This is a genomic window from Lactobacillus gallinarum DSM 10532 = JCM 2011 (assembly GCF_001434975.1).
GTDB lineage: Bacteria > Bacillota > Bacilli > Lactobacillales > Lactobacillaceae > Lactobacillus > Lactobacillus gallinarum.
Window position 1 is genome coordinate 18,255 of record NZ_AZEL01000026.1, and the last position, 19,788, is coordinate 38,042.

Consider the following 19,788-nt stretch of genomic DNA (forward strand, 5'->3'; position numbering starts at 1 on the left):
ATAAGGAATATTAGGGGGGTTTTTGATATTGTATCTAAGAATAACCGTATTAAGAAAATGGAAAACGCTGCAGATAGACGGCAACACTTCGCAATTAGAAAATTGACTGTAGGTGCTGCTTCCGTTTTGCTTGGAACTACACTTTGGTTAGGTACTAACGCAAGCACTGCACATGCTGATGTGGCTGATGGCAATACTGAACCTGAAGCACATGAAGCAAGCGATACTCAAGCTGATAACGGTACAAGTACAGCTGAAAAAGTTGTAGTTGAACAAACAAAACAGATGATAATACTGTTGCTGGTGACAACAATACATCATCTGTTTCAGAAAATTCAGCAATCGAACAGAGTAATTTGGATGAGAGCAATGATAAAGCTGCTTCAAATGATAAAACGAATAATGAGACAGCTGAGATTAAGAATAATACAAATAAGATTGCTGCAACAGTAGATACTTAAAAATTAGAACAAAATAAAGTTGACGCCTCTACTGTTAAACCCAATAATAACACCAAGGTGCAAAATGGTGTTAAAGATACGCTTAAGGAAAATTCTGTTGCTAAGAATACTCAAGCAGATAAGGTTGAACAAACTGTTAAAGATGCCCAAAAAGCTGCTGATTCTGCAGTTGTGTCAGAAACAGCTGGTATAAATAAGATTAATAACAGCGACTTGAATAAAGATGCTGTTGTTTCTGATGCCGGAAAATTGGGTAAGGCTGCAGATGAAAAGCAAGCTGAAACTGTAAACTTCAATTTGGATGATGCTGCATTACAAGGCCTCTCAAAGGAAGGCTCAGCTAACTTAGCTAAGTTGTTCAATACTAGTTTAGCAGTAGCTAATGAGGGTACTGAAAACCAGAATATTAACACTAATCCTAAGAATGAGAGCAAGCCTGTAACTACTGGGGATGCTGTTAGACAAGCAGCCGGTGCAGGTGATAAGAGCGTTAAAATAAAGGGTAATATTACCGCTTCAGATAATTTGAATGTTATCGGTAATTTAACTATTGAAGGTGTTGATGGCGCGACTTTAAGCTTGGGTCAAAATAGTATTGTTAACAATGGTAATTTGACTCCTGATATTACTAAAGATAAGTTAGACGACATTAAGAACGATGCTCTTTCACATACGTCTGATCAAACTTTGGAATACATTAAACACAGCCAAGCAGTAAGTCAGGATTCTGGTTGGAAGATGACAGACGCAGCTGGTAATCCAGTGACAGATCCATATGCTGCAGTAGAATCTCCTAAACTTGATGGTTACACTGCAACTATTAAGTCAACTAATGCTCCTGGCGTAACTCAAGGCGCCGATGGTTCTGAAGTTCAAGCTAAATTAAAGATTAATCCAGATGCTGTTGTAAAAGACGGTGAGTTAACTGATGCTTACAAGAATAATGGCGTAACTGGTATTCCTGAAAATTATGAAACAGTTGTAGTTTATAAGAAGGAAGCAGAAAAAGGTTCAGTAACAGTTAAGTACATCGATGATACTGCTGATAAAACTCTTGAAACCAAGGATCTTTCAGGTGAAGTTGGTGAAAAGAGTGATTACTCAACAGCTCCTACAATTGAGGATTATACAGATAAGGGTTATAAGCTGGTTAGCGATGATTATCCTAAATCTGGTGTAACTTTCACTAAAGAGCCACAAAAGTATGAAGTACACCTTAAACACACTTACAGTCCAGTAACGCCTGATGATCATCACGATGTAGATCCTAATGAAGTTACTAAGAATGTTAAGGAAACTGTTCATTATACTGGTGCAGGTGACAAGACTCCAAATGATAATGTTCAAAACGCAACTTGGACTCGTCATTTAACTAAGGACAATGTAACTGGCAAACTTGTTCCAAATGGTAAATATGATACTCCTTGGACTCCAAGTGAAACCGATTATAAGGCAGTTCCATCTCCAAAAGTTGATGGCTACACTCCAGATAAGGAAACCGTACCTTCAACTCCAGTAACTATGGACGACATTAATGTTACTGTAACTTACACTAAGAATGGTAAAGATATTCGTAATCAAAAAACTTTGCCATCACAACAAACTGTTAAGTTTGTTGACGAGGACGGTAAAGAACTTCATGCATCAGACAAGTCACCAGTATTTAACTACGAATATAGTGGTGATACTTACGAAAAACAGACTGATAAATTAATCAGCAAGGGTTCATGGAATGCAGATTCACACAAGTTTGATACTGTTGATGTACCGGTAATCGATGGTTACTATGCAGTTAGTGGTTACACTAGTCCTGTTGTAAAAGGTTACCACGTAATTAAAGTTTCAGAAGATAGTGAAGACAACGTTAATGTTGCCCCAGTTACTGTCAATTAAAAGACCAAGAATTACACTGTAACAGTAACTTATGCACCAAATGGTCACATTATTCCAGTTGACAAAGATGGTAATCCAATTCCGGGTGCTGATCGTCCACAATTCCCAACCAATCCAGAAAATCCTGGCAAAGTTGATGAAGGTAAGATTCCGTCAGTTCCTGGTTATGAACCTGTCAATGGCAACCCAGGCGAACCTGTAGATCCTGCTAAGAATCCAAGTGATGATGTCAAGATTCCATACACTAAGAACCCAACTGCAATTGTTGCTTCAGGTAGTGTAACTTACTTTGATAAGACTACAGACAAGGACCTTCAAGTTGAACATTTGAAAGGTAATGTAGGTGAGCCAATTACTTACACCACACAACCAACAATTGATGATTACTTGAATAAAGGATACAAGTTGGTAAGCAGCAACTTCAAAGATGGTGATGAAATATTTAAGAAGACTGGCAATAAGTTCACTGTAGTATTAGAACACGCTACAGTTGATGTGACTCCTGATAATCCAGGCAAGCCAGATGAATCAATCAATCCTAACGATCCAGACGGTCCTAAGTGGCCTGAAAATACTGGTAAGGATAGCTTAGAGAAGACTGGTACTCAAACGATTAAATACATTGGTGCAGGCAGTGATACACCTAAAGAGATTACTGATCACACAACATTTACTCGTCACTATGTAGTAGATAAGGTAACGGGTAAGATCCTTAATCCAAATGAAAGTTGGACTCCAGCAGAGCATACGTTTAAGTCTTATAAGACTCCAGTAGTTAAAGGTTATGTCGCAAACGTCAAAGAGGCTGGTGGCTTCGAGTCAACTCCTACTGATCCAAACAAGACTTACACTGTAACTTATAAGAAGATTGGTAAGATTATTCCAGTAGATAAAGATGACAATCCAATCCCGGGTGCTGCTACACCTGAATACAAGAATGATCCAACTAAAGTGTTGCCAAATGAACCAGTACCAACGGTTGATGGTTGGAAGCCAACTGCTTCAAATGTAACTCCACAGGATCCAATCAAGGATACTCCAGTAATTTACACTAAGAATGAAACTCCAGTGGTTCCACCGGATAGTCCAAACCCAATTCCAGCACCAACACCAACTCCACAGCCTGAACCTAAGAAGCCTGAAACTCCAAAGACTCCTGAAAAGGATAAGACTCCAGAGCCTGATGTTCCTGAACCAGATGAGCCAGAGCCTGATGAACCAGACGAACCTGATGTACCAACACCACGTCGTCACCACAAGAATAAGAAGCATACGCCAGCTCCAAAGCCAGCAAATAACTGGTCGAACAACTATGCTCCTCATGGTCAAAATGGTTACTACAACAACTTCGGCCCTCATGGTCAAGGCACTCCAGGACCAAATGGCGGAACTATTATGCCAAACGGTGAAGTACTTGACCGCAACGGCAATGTAGTTGGTTACATTGATGCAAACGGTAAAATTCACTACACTTTGCCACAAACTGGTGAAAATCAGAGTGAAGGTGTAGCTGCAGCTGCCTTAGGTGGCGCTGTTGTAGCCATCGGCCTTGTTAGTTTGGTCGGTGTGAAGAAACGTCACACGAATTAAATCAACATCTTAGATACCTTTTCCCTATATGAAGGGCGATGCATGTGCATCGCTCTTTTTTTGTGCGAAAATATTGACTTGTAAAAAGTAAGTGATATGATAACTATAGAATTAAACGAAAACGTAGAATACTTAAGGAGAAAATAAAATGACTGAAAAGAAACAAGATAAGGAAAAATTACAATCAGCATTTGCATCACTTAATGATAATGATAATTTAAGTGCGGGCGTTTGTGGTCCAGATGGCTGTGAAATTGACTGGAGCAAGGCGAAGAAAAATACCAAAGATGATCAAAAATAGTCTGAATACTATCCCAGATAATGCTGTTTTATATTTTGACAATGATTGGTGTGCTCAGTGTTACGGTGAAACAAATGTTGTAAAAGATTTCACTCAAATAGTTGGCGATGTGGTTCCTTTCTATGAAATAAATGTCAATGAAAAACCAGAATTAGCCCAAAAATTTGAGGTATGGTCAGCTCCCAGCATTGTTTTGATCAAAAATGGAAAAAAGGTTGATCAGTTTAGTAAGTTTTTAAATTTTAACCAGTTTAAGACGTTATTTAATTACTATTTTAGTTCGTTAAAATCGAAAGAGGTGAAGGAGCATGCAAGATAAACTAGCAATTGCCTATCAAGATAGGGCTTTTGATCAAGTGTTGCGCATTGGGAAAGCCGTCAGCAATCTGACACGTTTAAAGATTATTTTTATTTTAGATCAAGGCTCTAAGTCCGTAGAGGAAATTTCAAAGGCAATCAATATTAGCGTGGGCACAACCTCTAAGAATTTACAAATATTAAAGCAAGTAAATTTAGTTAAGGAAGAAAAAAGCAAGAACTTTGTCTTTTATGCGTTGGCAAATGAGCAAGTAAGTCAACTGTTAATGCTTTTGACGACTTTAGCAGAAAAAACATTGCCAGAAATGAGATGCCTTGAAAAAACATATGATACTTTGCCGCAAACTGAAATAGCGGATCTATCAAATCAGGATAGCGCTACAACTTACGTTTTAGATTTACGTCCGACCGATGAATTCAATAATGTACATTTATCGGGAGCTCATAATATTCCATTTAATGAAATTGATTTTACTAATCTACCCTTTAGTCCTAATCAAGAAGTAATGGTTTATTGTCGTGGTCGACTTTGCGGTTATGCAAATCTGGTTGGCAATGAATTAAAAGCTAGAGGCTATACGCATGTTAGTGTTTTTAACCATAGTATGACAGAATGGCAAAAGGAAAAAGCCAAAAATTAGATACAAGCTTTTGAATTAAATAGTTGACTTACAAAAAGTTAGTGATACTATATAATTATAGTTCAACGAATTTATAGAATATTAAAACTTAGCGAGGTAATAACGATGAAAGAATACGATTTAGCTGTAATTGGTGCAGGTCCTGGTGGTATGACAGCTGCTCTTTATGGAGCTAGAGCTAACTTGAAGGTTGCAATGATTGATCGTGGTGTTTATGGTGGTCAAATGAACAACACTGCTGAGGTTGAGAATTACCCAGGTTTTCCATCAATTATGGGACCAGAATTGGGTGAAAAGATGTATAAGAGTGCAACGGATCAAGGCGTTGAATTCGTCTACGGCGATGTGCAAAAAATTGAATTAGATGGTCAAAAGCGCATTGTTAGAATGGATCCAGAAGACATTACAGCCAAGGCAGTAATTATTGCAACTGGTTCAACCAATCGTAAGCTTGGCATTCCTGGCGAAGAAGAATATAGCGGTAAAGGTGTTTCCTACTGTGCTGTCTGCGACGGTGCATTTTTCAAAGATGAAAATGTGGCTGTAGTTGGTGGTGGTGATTCCGCTATTTCTGAAGGTCTTTACCTAGCAAACTTAGCCAAGGATGTTGATGTAATTCACCGTCGTGATCAACTTCGTGCTGAAAAGGTTTTACAAACACGTGCTTTTAATAATCCTAAGATGGAATTTACTTGGGATAGTGTTCCAGTTGAAATTGTTGGTGATGAAAATAAAGTTACTGGCATCAAGGTTCACAATAAGAAGACTGATGAAGATAAGGTAATTGATGCTTCAGGTATCTTCATCTACATTGGTAATGTGCCAAATAGTGAACCATTCAAAGATTTAGAGATTACTGATGATCAAGGTTGGATTATTACTAATGATGAAATGGAAACTACTGTGCCTGGCGTTTATGCAATTGGTGACGTTCGTCAAAAGAAGTTACGTCAGATTGTTACAGCAGTTGGTGAAGGTGGTATTGCCGGTCAAAACGCCTTTGAATACATTAGTGAATTATCAGACTAATGAGGAAAAAGATGAAAATCAAATACTGGTCAGATATTGCATGCCCATTTTGCTATATTGGTTCTACTAGAATGAAAAAGGCAATGAAGGAAGTTGGCATTTATGATGATACTAAGTTGGAGCTTAAGTCATTTCAATTAAATCCAATGGAAGCTGAGACTGCTAAGAGTGGAGATTATATCAATCACTTTACTGGTGGTAAAAAAGAACTCGAAGCAGATGCTAAACAAAAGATGGCTTACATTACCCAAATGGCTGCTGGTGAGGGCTTAGAATTTCATTTGGATAAAGTTGTACCTACTAATACAATGGATGCTCATCGTTTGATCAAGTTAGCTGAGAGTAAAAATGATCGTGACTTGGTAGAAAGAGTAATCAGTCGTTTTTACAAAGTATACTTCACTGATGGTAAGTCAATTGCGGATAAAGACGTGTTGACAGCAGCTACAGTTGAAGCAGGTCTTGATAAGGATGAAGTAGAAAAAATTCTTGCTTCTGATCAATATGAACGCCAAGTTGTAGGGGATGAAGTTGAAGCACAACAATTAGGTATCCAAGGTGCACCATTCTTTGTAATCAACAATAAATATGCAATCAGCGGTGCACAACCATATGAAGTATTTGTGCAAGCATTAGAAAAAGTTAAAGCAGAAGAAAAGTAAGCTAATAATAAAAGTCGTTGCTCTGTAGTGAGTAACGACTTTTTGTTTGGCAAATAATCGGTTAAGCTTGTTTCATGAAGTTTTCTAATTCCTTCTTAGTGAATTGATCACCGTAATCAGCCTCTAATCGATGTAAAATTTGCTGATTAGTTCCACCAAAGTCTCTTAAAGCAGAAATTAGCTTTTTAAGTCCACTAATAGTAGCTTCTTCTTTACCTTCTTGTTTTTCTTCTAAAAGTCTTGTCTCGTAGTCCATAATCTTGTCCTTCTATTTTCCTTTAGCATTTATTATAATGGCATCAATTTAATACGCAAAAAGTTGGCAAATTTTTTTCAATAATTGAAAAAATATAAATGATAGAATTAAAGTTAGATTTATGATCGATGAATTGAAAATTAATAGAAATATACACGAGGAAAATATGAAGGATATTAAATTAATTGCAATTGACATAGATGGGACCTTATTAAATAGTGAGCGCAAATTGACACCAGGTGTAATTTCTACCATTAAACAAGCAAGTGCTGTAGGAAAAAAGGTGGTTATTTGTACCGGCCGGCCACTTGCTGGGGCACGTGAATATCTTGAACCGTTAGGTCTTGATGAGCAAGATGATCAATACATCATCAGCTTTGGGGGTGCTTTGGTTGAAACTACAACTGGCCACGGTTTAATTGAAGAAACTTTATCATATGATGACTATATTAGAATTGAAGCATTAGCAAGAAAAACTAATTTACATTTTCATGCTAGCAGCGATGATTGCGTTTATACTGCTAATCGTAATATTGGTAAATATACTGTACATGAATCTGTATTGTGTAGTATTGGTATTAAATATCGTACCCAGGAAGAAATGGCTGATAAAAAGATTTATAAATGCATGTATGTCGATGATCCTGATGTTTTGAGCGCAGCAATGGCCAAGTATCAAGCTGATTTTGACCAATTAGCTAAGGAATATATGGTAGTTAAAAGTACGCCATTTTATCTTGAAGTTAATCGTAAAGGTGTCAATAAGGGAACAGCTTTAAAGGCATTGACAGAAAAATTAGGATTGACTCAAGATAACGTAATGGCAATTGGGGATGAAGCTAATGATCTGAGCATGATCGAGTACGCTGAAACTGGTGTTGCAATGGGGAATGGTACTGATTTAGTTAAAAAAACTGCGGATGTGGTAACTGTTGATAATGATCATGATGGAGTTGCTCAAGCAATTAAAAATATTTTATAGTGTAAGCGGATACGGATAGCTCTATAATAGAGTTAGAAAGAAGGTCTCGCTTATGGCTCAAGATGAAGAAAGAATTATTAGAGATAAAATTGAATATATTGTTAATCATGATGAGGAAGTAAAGAAAAATCCCGAATTGATGGAAATTGTGCGGACAGCTTATGGCAGAAGGGCTGCTGGTAAGCCGATGCAAGAAGTAGCTTTAGCACTTGATAAGGCTTTAGCAGGATATATTATTAGCCACGGTGATGATACACCTGACAGTATTTTAGATTTGCATGAAGAAATGCAAAAATTATCTGGAATTTAAAAAATACCCCATAGTGCAGTAGCTTTGCATTAATGGGGTATTTTTGGTTTTAGAGTCATTTGAATGTAAGCGAATACAAAAAGGCTATACTAAAAGTAACAGAGTATTATTTTAGTAGAAATAGAGCCCTATTATGACAAGACATAAATTTAACGTTGGAAAATGGCTTCCCAGCGATCAAGAATTTGAAAATAAATGGGTAAAAAAGGTTTATGAAGAAGCAAAGAGCGAAGAAAATAAGAAGTTGCTTCCACCGGTTCAAGCTTTAAAAGAATTGATTGAATCAAATCGTTATATTTGGAATTTGTTTCAGATGATGTTTGATGAAATTCCTCAGAAAGATGTTGATACACCTGCAGGAACACCGCAGGTTCGAGACTATCACGAACTTTTATTAGTGCTTAATCGGCTAATTCAACGTGCTCCGGAATTTAATACGACTGGCTTGGTTGGTACACCAATTAATGCCGTACTTGATTATTCAATGGGAACTCGTGCCGGTTATGTTTTATTTAACGATCCACGTGTTAATGCGAAGATGAAAAATATTTTGGATTACTGGGGCCGGTATTTACAAAGTGAAGATTCTAGTTATGTTCTGAATACTTCAGATAAAGGCTGGCTTTCACCGTATGCTTTAAATGAAATGGCTAAAGAAGCAGGCGGAGATAATTCCGCGGACTTATTTGCTGTGCGTTCAACAGATGTTAAACAAAAATTAGGTTATACTTCATGGGATGATTTCTTTACTCGTAAGTTTAAGCCAGGTATTAGACCTGTAGCATCTCCAGATGACGATGACGTGATTGCTAACGCCTGTGAATCTGTTGCGCATGATGTACCACTTAAAGCTAAGTTCTGGATTAAAGGACAGCCATATTCATTGATTGATTTGTTGCACAATGATCCGTGGACATCAAAGTTTGAAGGCGGTACATTGTATCAGGCATTCTTAAGTGCTCTTAGTTATCACCGCTGGAACAGCCCAGTTAGTGGCAAAATCGTTAAAGCATATAATTTAGATGGTACTTATTATGGTGAAGCTTTGGCACAAGGATTTGAAAATCCAAATGGTCCTGATAAGGTCGCCGCAAATAATTCTCAGGCATTCTTGACATCGACTGCTGCTAGAGCAGTGATCTTCATTCAGGCTGATAATCCTAAGATCGGTTTGATGTGCTTTGTTGCTGTCGGCATGGGTGATGTTTCTAATAATGAAATTACCGTGCGGATTGGTCAACATGTTAACAAAGGCGATCAGTTAGGGATGTTCCACTTTGGTGGGTCAACTCACGTTTTGCTATTTAGACCAGAAGTTAAGCTTGATTTTGATATGCATGGACAAACTCCAGGTCTTGATACGACTAATATTAAAGTACGTGAAGCCATTGCAAATGTAGAATAAAATTAATGTTAAAAAAGGCGAGGAAACCGTTTTAAGCAACTTCCTCGCCTTTTTAGTTATTCATTGTCTTTAGAATCTGATTCTTTTTCATCATCTGTTTTGGTAAAATCGCCATCCATACTGTTAGGACGACCGGTGTGATAATCTGTGTCGTGTTTTTCAGCTTTAGGTGATGATGCACCAGGTTCTGGCATTACCATTGCGGCAATGATGTAAAGTGCGATGCCAGGGAAAATACCAGTGAACAGAATTACAGCTGCACCGATAATTCTTACCCAAGCTGGATCAAAGCCGAAGTAGTCAGCGATACCACCGAATACACCAGCTAGAATTTTATCAGTTGATTTAGTTAATCTTTTTTGCATAATAATAGCCTCAGTTCTATTTGCTATTGCTTATCTATAATTATACAGCAAGTGGCGGTGCTAGAGAGAATTACAGATCTATTTTAAGAATAGATTAACAATAAAAGGTAATATTAATAGCTTTATTTATTAATGTGACTTACAATTTTAGTAAAATGTAAACAAAAAAGCAGAGGATAATTATGACAAGTATCAGAGATGTAGCCAAAATAGCTGGTGTTTCTCCAGCAAGTGTATCAAGAATTTTAAACCATGACAAAGCTTTTCACATCAATGAAAATACGCGAAAAAGAGTAATTGATACTGCAGAACGAATGAATTATTCCAAAGTTAAGAATAAACGATGCCCCCAAAGGTAAAAAGGGAATGGCGATAGGCTTAATTTTACGGCATACAGAGGAAAATGAACCTAGTGATCCATATTTTAAAAATATCCATACTGGAATTCTTGATGAAGCTGCTAAGTGGCGGCTTGATACCGAAGTATTATTTCGAATGCATGACAAAAATAAAGATCTTGATCAGCTTTCCAAGTACGGTGCCATTATTTTGATTGGTCAGATGACTGATGATGCAATTAAAAGGATTAAAGCATACAATGAAAACGTGATTCTAGTAGATGCTAATCCAACCATTGAGAATTGTGATTATATTTGCAACGACTTCGGTACTCGTACGCAAAAAATTCTTAATTATTTATATGATCTGGGGCATCGAAATATTGCTTATATTGGCGGTAACTCTAGTGTTGTTGCCATGAACGGAAAAACAATTATGTTAGACAGGGATGCAAGAGCCGAGGCTTATTCAGATTGGATGCGGATAAAAGGTCTTAACAAATTTGAGCATCTTTACATTGATAATTGGTCAATTGAAAATGGCTTTCGTTTATGCAACCAAATGATTTCTGAGTTAGATGAGATGCCTACGGCTATTGTGGTGGGAAGTGATCCGATGGCTTTAGGTGTTTATAAGTCTTTAAAAAATCATCAAATTAATATCCCTAATGACGTTTCTATTGTCAGCTTTGATGATGTCGAAATGACTAATTACTTAATTCCATCCCTGTCTAGCGTTTATATGGATTCAAGTGAAATGGGAAAAACGGCGGTACGGTTAGCTAAAGATTTAATGATTGAAAAAGCCAAAATGCCATTAATAATTACTTGTAGAAGTGAATTGCATTTGCGCGATTCAGTGAAAAAGATTAAATGAAAAATTTAATCTTTTTTATTTTGCCTCCTGCGTAAACAAATACTAAACATTTATTATAATAAATGTAAACAATAAAAGTGGTTACACAAATAGAGAGTTTTATTATAAAAAAGTTTTTAGATTGGATGCAAAAGAAATTAGTTCCGTTTGCATCTATTCTTGGTCAGAATAAATATCTGACTAGTCTTCGTGACGGTATGATGGTCGCATTCCCAGCTACTATGTTTGGTGCGATTATGGTTATTTTACAAAATTTACCCCAAACTTTTGGTTTTGCAGGTTTCTTACCAAAAGGTGTGTTAGATTTTATCGATAATTTCTTTGCACCGGTTGGTAACGCCACAATGAATATTTCTGCGATGTTTATTGCATTTGGTGTGGCTTATCAATTAGCAGGTAAGTATAAACAACCTAAGGTATTTGCCGGTGCTGTTTCATTATCATGTTTTTTGATGCTTACTTTAGTTGGAACGGATAAGACGTAAGGTGCCTTTTTCCCAATTCAACAACTTGGTGCACAAGGGATGTTTGTAGCAATTATTACGGGTATTGTATCTTGTGAATTATACTGCCGTATAAGTATGAAAAATATCACAATTAAATTGCCTGATTCAGTACCACCGATGATTGGTCAATCATTTGTTGCCATCATTCCAGGCGCTGTTCCATTATTCTTATTTAACTGTATTAGATTTTTCTTCACCTATACTCCATACAAAGACGCAATCGACTTTATCTATAAAGTTTTGCAACAACCATTAATGGGATTAGGCGAGACTTTACCAGCTGTTTTGCTGTCAGTATTCTTTATGCAATTATTCTGGTGGTTTGGTATTCACGGTACCTTGTTGGTCGATTCAATTATTCAACCAATCATGGACCCATTAGCTTTACAAAACTACAATGCCTATCGTAGCGGAGTAGATGCAGGACACTTGCCACACATTATTAACACTACATTCATGGGTGTCTTTGTTATGCAAGATTTGCAATTGGGAATTGCTTTGATTTTTGCATTCTGGCTTGCAAAATCAGCTCGAATGAAAGCAACTATGAAAACAGTTTTAGTACCATCAATCTTCAATGTATCCGAACCATTAAGAATTGTCATGTTGACTATGTTAAATGGAATATGAATCAGAATATCACTGAAGCTTATTCGCCATATTTAAAGTAACTTCATTTGCCACAAGGTGAATTTTTCCATCGTTATATTTTGGGTGTCTATCATTTATATAAAAAATTACTCACTAATTTTCCTAACTTGTTAATTGAAGGCTGTGCTAGCGGTGGTGGCCGTTATGATTTAGGCATTATGTTCTATAGTCCACAGATTTGGCCGAGTGACGATAGCGATACAGCTGAACGACTTGATATCATGTCTGGCACAATGCTAGCTTATCCTTTATCAGTTTTTAGCAATCATGTGTCTGCCGTTCCTAATGGACAGGTTAGAAGAATCACTAGTTTAAAGTTTAGACAAGAACTTACTTCATTTGGTCCGCTGGGTTATGAACTAGATTTAAATGCACTCTCTTCTCCCCAAAAGCAAGCAATCCATGACCAAATTGAATGGTATAAGAGTAAACGGGATCTACTTGTTAATGGCCACTTTGAGTAATTAGTGCCCTTAGAAGATCAAAATAAATATGCATGGAGCGTAAAACAAGATGAAAAACAAATCATTGGCTTTTTCCGTAAATTAGCTAAGCCAAATGATACGCTTGATCGTTATCTTTCCCTCTCAAATTTAGATCAAAATGCAGACTATATCATTAATCAAAAAAATAAGGTTAGTGGTAGAGTACTTACTAATTTTGGTTTGCGTGAACCATATCAATTCAATGCTTCTAATGGCGATACAGCCCAAGTGACTGGTGATTTTCAGTCGTATCTCTTTGAAATAGAAAAAGAATAGCAAAAAGGCCTAGCAAATACTGCTAGGTCTTTACTTATGCCCGCTAAAGGATTCGAACCTTCACTCAGTCACCTGAACAGCGACCTGAACGCTGCGCGTCTGCCAATTCCGCCAAGCGGGCATTTTTCTCATGTACATGAATAATAATACCAAATATTTGGTAAAATGTAAGCATAAATATACTTTATTATTCAAAAGGACGGGTTTCATGTTTTTTAGTAAAAAGATAAAACGAGCTGTTATTAGCCTCGTTGCTCTTATTTCGTTAGTATCGTGTGGTGCAACATTTTCAGCACCTGTTAAGGCGGATGTGGCTAATTATCAAACGGATCAAGTTAAATTAGATGTCAAGTCAGCAATCGCCATTGATAGTAACAGCGGCCAGGTTTTGTATGCAAAAAATGCAGATAAGACTTTGCCAATTGCTTCTATGACTAAACTTGTGACAGTTTACTTAACTTTAAATGCAATTAAGAATCAAAAACTATCTTGGAATCAAAAAGTTAAGCCAACCGCTTCTATTGTGAAGGTGGCTAATAATGCTGAGTATTCAAATGTACCTCTTAAGATGGGACATTCTTATACTATTAAGCAACTTTATCAAGCAACTTTGATCGAATCAGCTAATGGTGCTGCCATGCTTTTAGGACAAACTATCGCTGGTTCACAAAAGGCATTTATCGATCAAATGCGTGCACAAGTGAAGAAGTGGGGTATTAAAGATGCCAAAATTTACACTGCTTGTGGTTTGCCAAATGGCAATGTAGGCAAGGATGCATATCCTGGTGTAAGTAAAAATGCTGAAAATTCTATGTCAGCTAAGGACATGGCAATTGTAGGTCAAAACTTAATCAAAGATTTTCCTGAAGTATTAGAAACTACTAAATTAGCTCATTTAGACTTCAAAGACCAAGGTCATACTACTAGGATGGCTAACTTTAACTGGATGCTCAAGGGCCTTTCACAATATGATAAAGCTTATCCAGTCGATGGTTTAAAGACGGGTACTACTGATGCCGCAGGTGCTTGCTTTATTGGTACTATCAATCATGCAGGTGCACGTTTAATTACTGTAGTCATGGGTGCGCGTCACAAGGATGGTACTGACCCTGCACGTTTTATGCAAACTAAGAAGTTAATGAACTATGTCTTTACTAAGTATCGTCCAGTAACTTTTAACGCAGGTAGTCAAATGGCTGGTGCTAAAAACATCAAGGTAACTGATGGAGATAATGCCACTACCAATTTGGGTCTTAAAGAAAAGACAACAATTTGGGATCCTGCTGATGGTAAAACCTTAGTAGCTAAGTTAAACAAGCAAACAGTTGAGGCACCAATTACTAAAGGTCAAGTAGTAGGCAATTATCAATTTAAGTCTGGCAATGAAAAGATTGTTTCATTATCAAATCCTAATGGAATGAATGTAAAAGCTAAGGCACTTGCCGCAAATGGTAAGGTTAATTTCTTTGTAAGAATTTGGCGGATGCTTTTCGGGGGCAGATAAAATGACGGAAATAACTGAAGACATTTTAAAGAAAGTTATCAAAAAAAGAGCAAGTGACAGCTACAAAGGAAAATATGGTCGCGTGCTTTTAATTGGCGGTAGTGACAACTATGGCGGCGCAATTATTATGTCTACTGAAGGTGCTATAAATGCTGGTGCTGGGTTAGTAGCTACTGCAACACATCCTATGAATTTATCTGCTTTGCATGCTCGTTTGCCAGAAGCGATGTTTATTGACTGGCGCGATAGCAAGTTAGCGGATTTAATCAAAAAGGTGGACGTAGTTGTCTGCGGTCCTGGACTTGGGATGAGTGATTTAGCTAAACAAATTCTGGTAATTCTAAGAAGATGTACTTCAGAAAGTCAAACCGTGGTTTTGGATGCTAGTGCATTAGATTTAATTAGTGAAGACAAAACATTATTGCCTGCTAATGCTGGGCACTTGATTTTGACGCCACATCAAATGGAATGGCAAAGATTAAGTCAAATTCGTATCCCATTTCAAACAGATAGTGCTAATGTAGATGCTCTTAATCAGTTAATTCCGGATAGTAATGCAATGCTGGTTTTAAAATCTAATCATACACATGTTTATGATGGTACAGGTCAATTCTTTGTTAATCCAATCGGTAATCCTGGCATGGCTACTGGCGGCATGGGTGACACTTTGGCTGGAATCATCGGTGGTTTTGTTGCACAATTTGGTCCAAGCGTCGATACAGTTTTAGCAGCTGTTTATATTCATTCTTTAGCCGGTGATTTAATCAATAAAGATGATTATGTAGTTAGACCAACCAAAATTTCTAAAGTATTGCCTAAATTAATGAAAAAATATTCCGAATTAGACTAAACATGTTAAAATCTTATATAGTCATAAAAGACATCCCCATTATTAGGGATGTTTTTTAACATCATGCTATGAATACGCGTAGCATATTTCAATAAAACTAAAACTATTAATTAAAGAAGATTGCTATATTTATGAAGAAAAATATTGTTATTGGTGTTGCTAGTATTGTAATCGCATTCGGAGCTATTATTGGTTTAGCTAAGGCTTGTGCACCTAAGTCTGACGTTTCTCAAGAAGCGGTTTCTACTCAAAAAGTCGCTAAACAAAAGAAGAATAAAACTAAAAAGAAAAATTCTAAAGTAGATAGTGATATTTTGCGTCCATATAAAGATCCAAAGGATCTTAGAAAAGCCGGGACTTGGAATAGAAAGAGTGAAACTAAAAAGCACCCTAAGCTTAGTCCTACTGAAAAAGATTTAACTTTAAGAGTATCACTTGAAGGTAACCGTACCTATTTGCTTAGAAAAGGCAAGGTAATCTATACCATGTTGTCAAGTGGTGGTATTTATAAAAAAGGTAAGTCACTTACTCCAACAGGAACTTATACCATCCAAGCTGGCCGAGGTGATAGTTTCTTTAATTATAAATTAAATGAAGGGGCAAATAATTGGACAAGTTGGAGTCCAGATAATGTTTACTTGTTCCACTCTGTGCCAACTAAAGCTGATGGTAACTACAATATGAAGGAAGCTGCTAAATTGGGCAGAACTCAGGGATCTCATGGTTGTATTCGACTTAGTGTGCCAGATTCCAAGTGGCTAATGGACAATATTCCTGATGGCACTAAGGTTGTAATTAAAGATCGTTAATGCAGAAAAAGCGTTACTCAGTTTTGAGTAGCGCTTATTTTCATAGTGAGTTAAGCCATTCGAGTTGTCCTTCGTTGCGTGAGATAGCTCGCGTTAAGATCAAATAATGACCATAATTCTTTTTAATATTTTTTTGATCACTGAATAGTAATTTCTTGCGTGCATATAGGTGCTGCAATTGTGATTTGATTAATGCTTTTTCTTCGTCAATTAATTCCGCAATCCGTGGATCATTTTGATCATTGATAAAAAATAATTTAAGTGAAAAGAGATCATGACTAACAGCTAATTCTGTGATAGGTTGCTTTATCCAATTTTCTAACTGGAGAGCGCCTTTTTTAGTTAGTGAATAAACGATCACTCGTGATCCCATCTTTGGACATGTTTTTAGCAAACCAGAGAATTGCTTGCATTTATTGCAGAGTATTCTTCCAGATCTGGGGATAACTGAAGTCGAAGTTACACCTCAGAAGCAGTTAAACAAGAAATTGCTAGAGAAGAATGTCATCATGGATCTGTGGGCAAAGAACAAGGATGGAAAAATCTTTGATGTGGAAATGCAAACGACCAAGCAAAAAGGGCCTGGCGCTAGATTTCGCTATTATCAATCCATAGCAGATCAGGATTCATTGAAGCCTGGCGAAGATCTTGATCAAATTGGGGAAACGTATATTATTTTCATTTACCCATTTGATCCATTCGGTGAAGGAAAATATATTTATGAAGGTGCGTTTCTTTTAGATAAAGATAATCCTGATTCGCAAGCTAATACGAAAACACATTGGATTTCGATTAATGCCAGGGGCTATAAAGGTAAGATTACGTCAGAACTGAAAGATTTTTTGAATTATATTAAATATGGATTGACTAAAGATAGTAGCAATTTTATTAAGGAGATTGATCGGGAACGTTTAGATTACATTAGAAGTACAGAGTGGAGGGATGCCAAAATGAGCTTAGACGTACTATTGACTGATGAAAGGGCAGAAGCTAGAAAAGAAGGCCGTCGACAAGGCCGTAAAGAAGGACGTGAAGAAGGCATAGTAGAAGGAAAATTAGAAGGTAAACTGGAAGCTCAAAGAATAGGTGTAAAAAAATTCGTTCAAAATGTGCGCGAACTTGATCAGTCTGATGATTGGATTATGTCTAAATTGATCAAAGACTATGGCAAAGATTTTAGTGAAGCTGAGTTAAAAAAAGTTGATGCTAGAAGCAGAACAAGAATAGTTTTTTACTTAAATTAGTAGCCAGCACCATTCTTTCCTGCTATAATCATCTTTGCCAGTAAGTTAGAAGTAGTAATTATTTCCTTTTTTAAGCGAGCCTATGTTGGTGGAAGATGGGTATTAAGGAATAACGAAGGCGTGTCTAACCGAATAAATAATGATTTTAAATAAGCGGATACTTTGTATCAATTTGAGTGGTACCGCGGGTTAATGCTCGTCTCTTTCTATCTAGGATAGGAAGAGGCTTTTTTGTTTAGAAAAGAGGAAAATATGGACTTTAAGAATGAAGTTGTTGACTTAGTTGCTAGCCAAGTTGATTTACCAAAAGAAAAAATTGCAGCCTTAATTGAACGTCCAAAAAATGCTAAGATGGGTGATTATGCTTTCCCAGCATTTATTTTGGCTAAGACTTTGCACAAGAACCCTGCAATGATTGCACAAGATATTGCAGAAAACTTAAGTAGTGACAATTTTGCTAGCATCAAAGCAGTTGGACCTTACGTAAACTTTGCTATTGATCATGAAAAGCTTGTTTCTTCAACCTTGAAGGATGTTTTATCTGAAAAAGAACATTACGGTGATCAAAAATTAGGCGAAGGTAATGTACCAATTGATATGTCTTCACCTAACATTGCTAAGCCAATGTCAATGGGTCACCTTCGTTCAACAGTAATTGGTAATTCAATTGCTAAGACTATGGAAAAGGTTGGTTACACTCCAATTAAGATTAACTACCTTGGTGACTATGGTACTCAATTTGGTAAGTTGATTGCTGCTTATAAGCATTGGGGTAATGAAGAAGACGTTAAGAAAGATCCAATTATGAATCTTTTCCACTACTACGTTCGTTTCCACAAAGAAGCTGAAGATAATCCTGAACTTGATGATGAAGGTCGTGAATGGTTCAAGAAGCTTGAAGACGGTGATCCAGAAGCAGTTAAATTGTGGAAATGGTTCCGTGAAGTTTCTCTTGAAGACTTCAAGCGCATCTACAAGGAATTGGGCGTAAGCTTTGATTCATACAACGGTGAAGCTTTCTTCAACGATAAGATGCAACCAGTAATCGATGAATTGAAGGAAAAAGGTTTGCTTCATGAATCACGTGGTGCTCAAGTTGTGGATATGGGCCCGGATGAAAACCCAGCAATTATCGTTAAGTCCGACGGTACTTCAATTTACTTAACACGTGATTTAGCTGCGGCTGAATGGAGAATGAAGGAATACAACTTCGTTAAGATGCTCTATGTGGTTGGTAACGAACAAGCACAACACTTCGTTGAATTGAAGACTGTTCTTAAGAAGATGGGGTATGACTGGTCAGATGAAATTCACCACATTCCATTTGGTTTGATTACTCAAGGCGGTAAGAAGTTATCTACTAGAAAGGGTAACGTTGTCTTCCTTGATCAAGTATTAAAGGATGCCGTTTCTCTTGCTAAGAAACAAATTGAAGAAAAGAACCCAGATTTGGCTGATAAGGATCAAGTTGCTCATGACGTAGGTGTCGGCGCAGTTATTTTCCACGATTTGAAGAATGATCGTTTAGACAACTTTGACTTTGACCTAGATGAAGTTGTCCGTTTCGAAGGTGATACTGGTCCTTATGTTCAATACACTAATGCTCGTGCACAAAGTGTTTTGCGTAAAGCCGCTGCAATGGGTGAAAAGCCAAGCGAAGGAGACTTTGCCTTAGACGATGACTGGGCATTTGCCGTAGCTAAGGATTTAGCGGACTTCCCAAGAATTATTGCAAGAAGTGCTGACAAGTTCGAACCATCTGTAATTGCTAAGTTTGCTCTTGATTTAGCTAAGAAATTTAACAAGTACTATGCAAACGTGAAGATCTTAACTAAAGATGATAAACTTGGTGCTCGTCTTGCCTTAGTTCAAGCTACTTCAATCGTTTTGACTGAAGCACTTAGACTCTTGGGTGTCAATGCTCCTAAGGAAATGTAACTGAAAAATTATGAAAATTAAAAAATAACGCTTACATTTTGTGAAAGATTGTTCATAATTCCAGAATTAGGGTACAATATGCATGTAAGATATTTAG

Annotated in this window: 21 protein-coding genes, 1 tRNA gene and 2 pseudogenes; 20 read left to right on the plus strand and 4 right to left on the minus strand. The window is 37.0% G+C overall.

The genetic code is table 11. The annotated features are described in order from the left end of the window. Positions 1–57 precede the first annotated feature (57 nt). The 8 genes from FC37_RS03895 to FC37_RS03925 all read left to right on the plus strand — a co-directional run bounded on the left by FC37_RS03895 (position 58) and on the right by FC37_RS03925 (position 6,895). A complete protein-coding gene (locus FC37_RS03895; RefSeq protein ID WP_025005502.1) occupies positions 58–453 on the plus strand; it encodes a YSIRK-type signal peptide-containing protein in 396 nt (131 codons plus the stop codon). A gap of 65 nt (positions 454–518) precedes the next feature. After that, positions 519–2,354: a mucin-binding protein gene (locus FC37_RS03900; protein ID WP_025005503.1), complete on the plus strand. Its 1,836-nt coding sequence runs from the start codon at positions 519–521 to the stop codon at positions 2,352–2,354. 261 nt (positions 2,355–2,615) lie between these two features. Beyond that, a complete protein-coding gene (locus FC37_RS03905) occupies positions 2,616–3,944 on the plus strand; it encodes a mucin-binding protein (RefSeq protein WP_269082137.1) in 1,329 nt (442 codons plus the stop codon). Positions 3,945–4,092: 148 nt separating this feature from the next. Next, complete coding sequence (locus FC37_RS10480; RefSeq protein ID WP_087176718.1) at positions 4,093–4,245, plus strand: hypothetical protein; 153 nt, start codon at positions 4,093–4,095, stop codon at positions 4,243–4,245. Beyond that, positions 4,232–4,564: a thioredoxin family protein gene (locus tag FC37_RS03910; RefSeq protein ID WP_025005505.1), complete on the plus strand. Its 333-nt coding sequence runs from the start codon at positions 4,232–4,234 to the stop codon at positions 4,562–4,564. Before FC37_RS10480 ends, FC37_RS03910 begins: the two co-directional genes overlap by 14 nt. Then, the gene (locus FC37_RS03915) at positions 4,554–5,204 is read left to right on the plus strand and encodes an ArsR/SmtB family transcription factor (RefSeq protein ID WP_025005506.1); all 651 of its coding nucleotides are present in this window, start codon (positions 4,554–4,556) and stop codon (positions 5,202–5,204) included. Before FC37_RS03910 ends, FC37_RS03915 begins: the two co-directional genes overlap by 11 nt. Before the next feature lie 105 nt (positions 5,205–5,309). Further along, complete coding sequence (gene trxB / locus FC37_RS03920; RefSeq protein WP_025005507.1) at positions 5,310–6,233, plus strand: thioredoxin-disulfide reductase; 924 nt, start codon at positions 5,310–5,312, stop codon at positions 6,231–6,233. A gap of 11 nt (positions 6,234–6,244) precedes the next feature. Beyond that, positions 6,245–6,895, plus strand: coding sequence for a DsbA family oxidoreductase (locus FC37_RS03925; protein WP_025005508.1), 651 nt, complete (start codon positions 6,245–6,247; stop codon positions 6,893–6,895). Positions 6,896–6,956: 61 nt separating this feature from the next. On the opposite strand, the gene FC37_RS03930 is transcribed toward FC37_RS03925, so the two are convergent. Then, entirely contained in the window at positions 6,957–7,151 is a 195-nt protein-coding gene (locus FC37_RS03930) for a hypothetical protein (RefSeq protein ID WP_025005509.1), read from the minus strand. Between the two features lie 166 nt (positions 7,152–7,317). Between FC37_RS03930 and yidA the strand changes: the two genes are divergently transcribed. From yidA to FC37_RS03945, 3 genes are all read left to right on the plus strand, one after another. Beyond that, positions 7,318–8,133, plus strand: a complete 816-nt coding sequence (yidA, locus tag FC37_RS03935) for a sugar-phosphatase (protein WP_025005510.1) — start codon at positions 7,318–7,320, stop codon at positions 8,131–8,133. A gap of 52 nt (positions 8,134–8,185) precedes the next feature. Then, the gene (locus FC37_RS03940; protein WP_025005511.1) at positions 8,186–8,443 is read left to right on the plus strand and encodes a bacteriocin immunity protein; all 258 of its coding nucleotides are present in this window, start codon (positions 8,186–8,188) and stop codon (positions 8,441–8,443) included. A gap of 133 nt (positions 8,444–8,576) precedes the next feature. Beyond that, positions 8,577–9,848 (plus strand): phosphatidylserine decarboxylase family protein, encoded by a 1,272-nt coding sequence (locus FC37_RS03945; RefSeq protein ID WP_025005512.1) that lies wholly within the window; start codon positions 8,577–8,579, stop codon positions 9,846–9,848. Between the two features lie 56 nt (positions 9,849–9,904). Here FC37_RS03945 and FC37_RS03950 read toward each other — a convergent pair whose 3' ends face one another. Then, on the minus strand, positions 9,905–10,213 hold the full coding sequence (locus FC37_RS03950) for a PspC domain-containing protein (protein ID WP_025005513.1): 309 nt from the start codon (positions 10,211–10,213) through the stop codon (positions 9,905–9,907). Positions 10,214–10,395: 182 nt separating this feature from the next. On the opposite strand from FC37_RS03950, the gene FC37_RS10960 reads away from it, so the two are divergent. The 4 genes and pseudogenes from FC37_RS10960 to FC37_RS10030 all read left to right on the plus strand — a co-directional run. Further along, on the plus strand, positions 10,396–10,572 hold the full coding sequence (locus tag FC37_RS10960) for a LacI family DNA-binding transcriptional regulator (RefSeq protein ID WP_338107500.1): 177 nt from the start codon (positions 10,396–10,398) through the stop codon (positions 10,570–10,572). A gap of 7 nt (positions 10,573–10,579) precedes the next feature. Beyond that, on the plus strand, positions 10,580–11,428 hold the full coding sequence (locus FC37_RS03955) for a substrate-binding domain-containing protein (RefSeq protein WP_338107501.1): 849 nt from the start codon (positions 10,580–10,582) through the stop codon (positions 11,426–11,428). A gap of 125 nt (positions 11,429–11,553) precedes the next feature. Further along, a pseudogene (locus FC37_RS10025) lies at positions 11,554–12,561 on the plus strand (PTS sugar transporter subunit IIC); the annotation flags it as partial. Beyond that, positions 12,519–13,346 (plus strand): annotated as a pseudogene (locus FC37_RS10030) (alpha-galactosidase); the annotation flags it as partial. The pseudogenes FC37_RS10025 and FC37_RS10030, both read left to right, overlap by 43 nt. A gap of 37 nt (positions 13,347–13,383) precedes the next feature. Here FC37_RS10030 and FC37_RS03980 read toward each other — a convergent pair. Then, positions 13,384–13,467: transfer RNA gene (locus FC37_RS03980), tRNA-Leu, on the minus strand. Between the two features lie 87 nt (positions 13,468–13,554). On the opposite strand from FC37_RS03980, the gene FC37_RS03985 reads away from it, so the two are divergent. The 3 genes from FC37_RS03985 to FC37_RS03995 all read left to right on the plus strand — a co-directional run bounded on the left by FC37_RS03985 (position 13,555) and on the right by FC37_RS03995 (position 16,509). Further along, positions 13,555–14,850: a serine hydrolase gene (locus tag FC37_RS03985; RefSeq protein ID WP_025005516.1), complete on the plus strand. Its 1,296-nt coding sequence runs from the start codon at positions 13,555–13,557 to the stop codon at positions 14,848–14,850. A gap of 1 nt (position 14,851) precedes the next feature. After that, positions 14,852–15,700, plus strand: coding sequence for an NAD(P)H-hydrate dehydratase (locus FC37_RS03990; RefSeq protein ID WP_025005517.1), 849 nt, complete (start codon positions 14,852–14,854; stop codon positions 15,698–15,700). Between the two features lie 131 nt (positions 15,701–15,831). Next, complete coding sequence (locus FC37_RS03995; RefSeq protein WP_025005518.1) at positions 15,832–16,509, plus strand: L,D-transpeptidase; 678 nt, start codon at positions 15,832–15,834, stop codon at positions 16,507–16,509. A 40-nt stretch (positions 16,510–16,549) separates the two neighbouring features. Here FC37_RS03995 and FC37_RS04000 read toward each other — a convergent pair whose 3' ends face one another. Next, positions 16,550–16,870 (minus strand): virulence activator alpha C-terminal domain-containing protein, encoded by a 321-nt coding sequence (locus FC37_RS04000; RefSeq protein WP_025005519.1) that lies wholly within the window; start codon positions 16,868–16,870, stop codon positions 16,550–16,552. Between the two features lie 10 nt (positions 16,871–16,880). Between FC37_RS04000 and FC37_RS10265 the strand changes: the two genes are divergently transcribed. Further along, on the plus strand, positions 16,881–17,753 hold the full coding sequence (locus tag FC37_RS10265; protein ID WP_269082138.1) for an Rpn family recombination-promoting nuclease/putative transposase: 873 nt from the start codon (positions 16,881–16,883) through the stop codon (positions 17,751–17,753). 252 nt (positions 17,754–18,005) lie between these two features. After that, a complete protein-coding gene (gene argS / locus FC37_RS04015) occupies positions 18,006–19,691 on the plus strand; it encodes an arginine--tRNA ligase (protein WP_025005520.1) in 1,686 nt (561 codons plus the stop codon). The last annotated feature ends 97 nt before the right edge of the window (positions 19,692–19,788 follow it).

Coding starts and splice junctions, on each gene's coding strand:
- FC37_RS03895 (WP_025005502.1), top strand. CDS start 58: ATGGAAAACGCTGCAGATAGACGGCAACACTTCGCAATTAGAAAATTG.
- FC37_RS10480 (WP_087176718.1), top strand. CDS start 4,093: ATGACTGAAAAGAAACAAGATAAGGAAAAATTACAATCAGCATTTGCA.
- FC37_RS03910 (WP_025005505.1), top strand. CDS start 4,232: ATGATCAAAAATAGTCTGAATACTATCCCAGATAATGCTGTTTTATAT.
- FC37_RS03915 (WP_025005506.1), top strand. CDS start 4,554: ATGCAAGATAAACTAGCAATTGCCTATCAAGATAGGGCTTTTGATCAA.
- trxB (WP_025005507.1), top strand. CDS start 5,310: ATGAAAGAATACGATTTAGCTGTAATTGGTGCAGGTCCTGGTGGTATG.
- FC37_RS03925 (WP_025005508.1), top strand. CDS start 6,245: ATGAAAATCAAATACTGGTCAGATATTGCATGCCCATTTTGCTATATT.
- FC37_RS03930 (WP_025005509.1), bottom strand. CDS start 7,151: ATGGACTACGAGACAAGACTTTTAGAAGAAAAACAAGAAGGTAAAGAA.
- yidA (WP_025005510.1), top strand. CDS start 7,318: ATGAAGGATATTAAATTAATTGCAATTGACATAGATGGGACCTTATTA.
- FC37_RS03940 (WP_025005511.1), top strand. CDS start 8,186: ATGGCTCAAGATGAAGAAAGAATTATTAGAGATAAAATTGAATATATT.
- FC37_RS03945 (WP_025005512.1), top strand. CDS start 8,577: ATGACAAGACATAAATTTAACGTTGGAAAATGGCTTCCCAGCGATCAA.
- FC37_RS03950 (WP_025005513.1), bottom strand. CDS start 10,213: ATGCAAAAAAGATTAACTAAATCAACTGATAAAATTCTAGCTGGTGTA.
- FC37_RS10960 (WP_338107500.1), top strand. CDS start 10,396: ATGACAAGTATCAGAGATGTAGCCAAAATAGCTGGTGTTTCTCCAGCA.
- FC37_RS03955 (WP_338107501.1), top strand. CDS start 10,580: ATGGCGATAGGCTTAATTTTACGGCATACAGAGGAAAATGAACCTAGT.
- FC37_RS03985 (WP_025005516.1), top strand. CDS start 13,555: ATGTTTTTTAGTAAAAAGATAAAACGAGCTGTTATTAGCCTCGTTGCT.
- FC37_RS03990 (WP_025005517.1), top strand. CDS start 14,852: ATGACGGAAATAACTGAAGACATTTTAAAGAAAGTTATCAAAAAAAGA.
- FC37_RS03995 (WP_025005518.1), top strand. CDS start 15,832: ATGAAGAAAAATATTGTTATTGGTGTTGCTAGTATTGTAATCGCATTC.
- argS (WP_025005520.1), top strand. CDS start 18,006: ATGGACTTTAAGAATGAAGTTGTTGACTTAGTTGCTAGCCAAGTTGAT.